Source organism: Phaeobacter sp. SYSU ZJ3003 (assembly GCF_041300735.1).
Taxonomy (GTDB): domain Bacteria; phylum Pseudomonadota; class Alphaproteobacteria; order Rhodobacterales; family Rhodobacteraceae; genus Phycobacter; species Phycobacter gallaeciensis_A.
This window is the reverse complement of the sequence record NZ_PXNU01000128.1, coordinates 1-1,504: the sequence shown is the minus strand read 5'-3', so window position 1 is coordinate 1,504 and position 1,504 is coordinate 1. Positions and strand designations below refer to the sequence as shown.

The following is a 1,504-nucleotide window of genomic DNA, read 5'->3' as shown; positions in this document are numbered from 1 at the left end:
TAACTGAATCGCCACCTTCTTGCACGTCAACCCTTCAAATCTCGGGTCTTCAGTGACTCCGGGTATAGTTACCCTTGTCAGGTCGCGTCTGTGGGGGGAGGGAGGTCTCAACCTGCGTCTGCGGCAGACCTTCCTTCATGAGCAGCGCCCGAATGTCATTTGTGTAGGTCACGATGTTTTCATAGCGCGAGCGAGCGCCCAACTCGTCGCCAGACATCGCCCAAAGTCCGCTGATTAAACCTCCGAGTAGGGCCGTGTTCCTAAGAAGGCTGAAGACTTTGCCTTTTTCGGAGCGGGACAGGCTTTCGATCTCGGCGCTCAGCGCGGAGAGCTTTCCTTCAAGATCCGCGACCTTGGCGTTCAGCCTGCCGATCTCGGTGCGCAGGGCTTGCTCCGTTTCGGAACTGACATCTTCCGGCTGCTGAATGTCCCCAAGCGTTTGCGCAATCGCGTTCATCAGTGCGGGCATGTCCTGCAAGGGGGAAAACGCCTCGGGCAGGGCATTGGCGCCGGTGTCTGCGTGATACTGCTCAATCGCGCCAGAGATCTGCACTGCCAGCCCCTGCAGGCTTGCTGTTGCAATGATGCGGTTCTGGATCAGGGGGCGGAGGTCATTGGGTTCATAGGCGGGGAAGCGTGGTTCCTGCGGGCGCTGCGCTGCGAACTCGCCCTTGATCCGCTCGATCTCTTCCGCGACGGCCTCGGGGCCTTGGTCCCAGATGGCATCGTCGATCAGGGCAACGCGGCGTTGAAGATCCCAGTGGAGGGGACGTCCATCGAGGAATCCTTGGTACCAGTCGCGCCAGAAGGACCAAGTCCCATTCTCAGGAAGGACTGGGTTCTTGGAGCGCCATTTGCGTCCGGTTATCAGATTAATAAACGCCGTTTGGAAGAGACCCTCGTTTTTATGATCAAAACTCTGGGCAAAGTTCTCAATTTCGCTGCTCGCCGAGTTTCGAGAGGTGGCGCCAGACCCGCTGATACCACGACCGAGTTCGATAGAAATTGATAGATGTGTCTTGGGGGCAGCGTGAATTTTGCCAGAATTCTCGTGGCCATCGCGAGCTTTGTTCAGGTGTTTGTTTGTGTAGGTTTGGTCTTCTTTTAGAAGGGAAAGTGCTAGGTGTCGGCATGCATGCGTGAAACGCTGCTCAATGGTAGCAGCAGGTTCAATTAGCTCTCCGATCACGAAGTGGTTGATAGGGAGCCTGTTGTCGTCTCTGTTTTGAAATGAAGACAAGGCGACGATAATGCTACGCATGCAAAGCAAGTCTCTGTTTGGAAAGTCCTCATCCTGCGAGTTGAAAAGAGTTTCCAAGTCTTGCAGGCAATCGAGTATGGAGAAACAGGCCCATGCTTGACCTATGCTCAAGGGAATTTCGTTTAGAGTAGCTTTGGTCTCAATCTGGAGACTGTGCCGAATTTTGTGCCTGACGCGTTTTGTTAGGCCATCGGGAAGCGGTCTTCGAACATGATGGCGAACTGGCTTCTGACAGCGTGCCAT

1 protein-coding gene is annotated in these 1,504 nt (G+C 54.8%); it reads right to left on the bottom strand.

What is annotated here, in order from left to right; translation table 11 throughout:
* Window positions 1-49: 49 nt before the first annotated feature.
* Window positions 50-1,261, bottom strand: coding sequence for a hypothetical protein (locus C6W91_RS21015; RefSeq protein ID WP_370571592.1), 1,212 nt, complete (start codon window positions 1,259-1,261; stop codon window positions 50-52).
* Window positions 1,262-1,504: the final 243 nt, after the last annotated feature.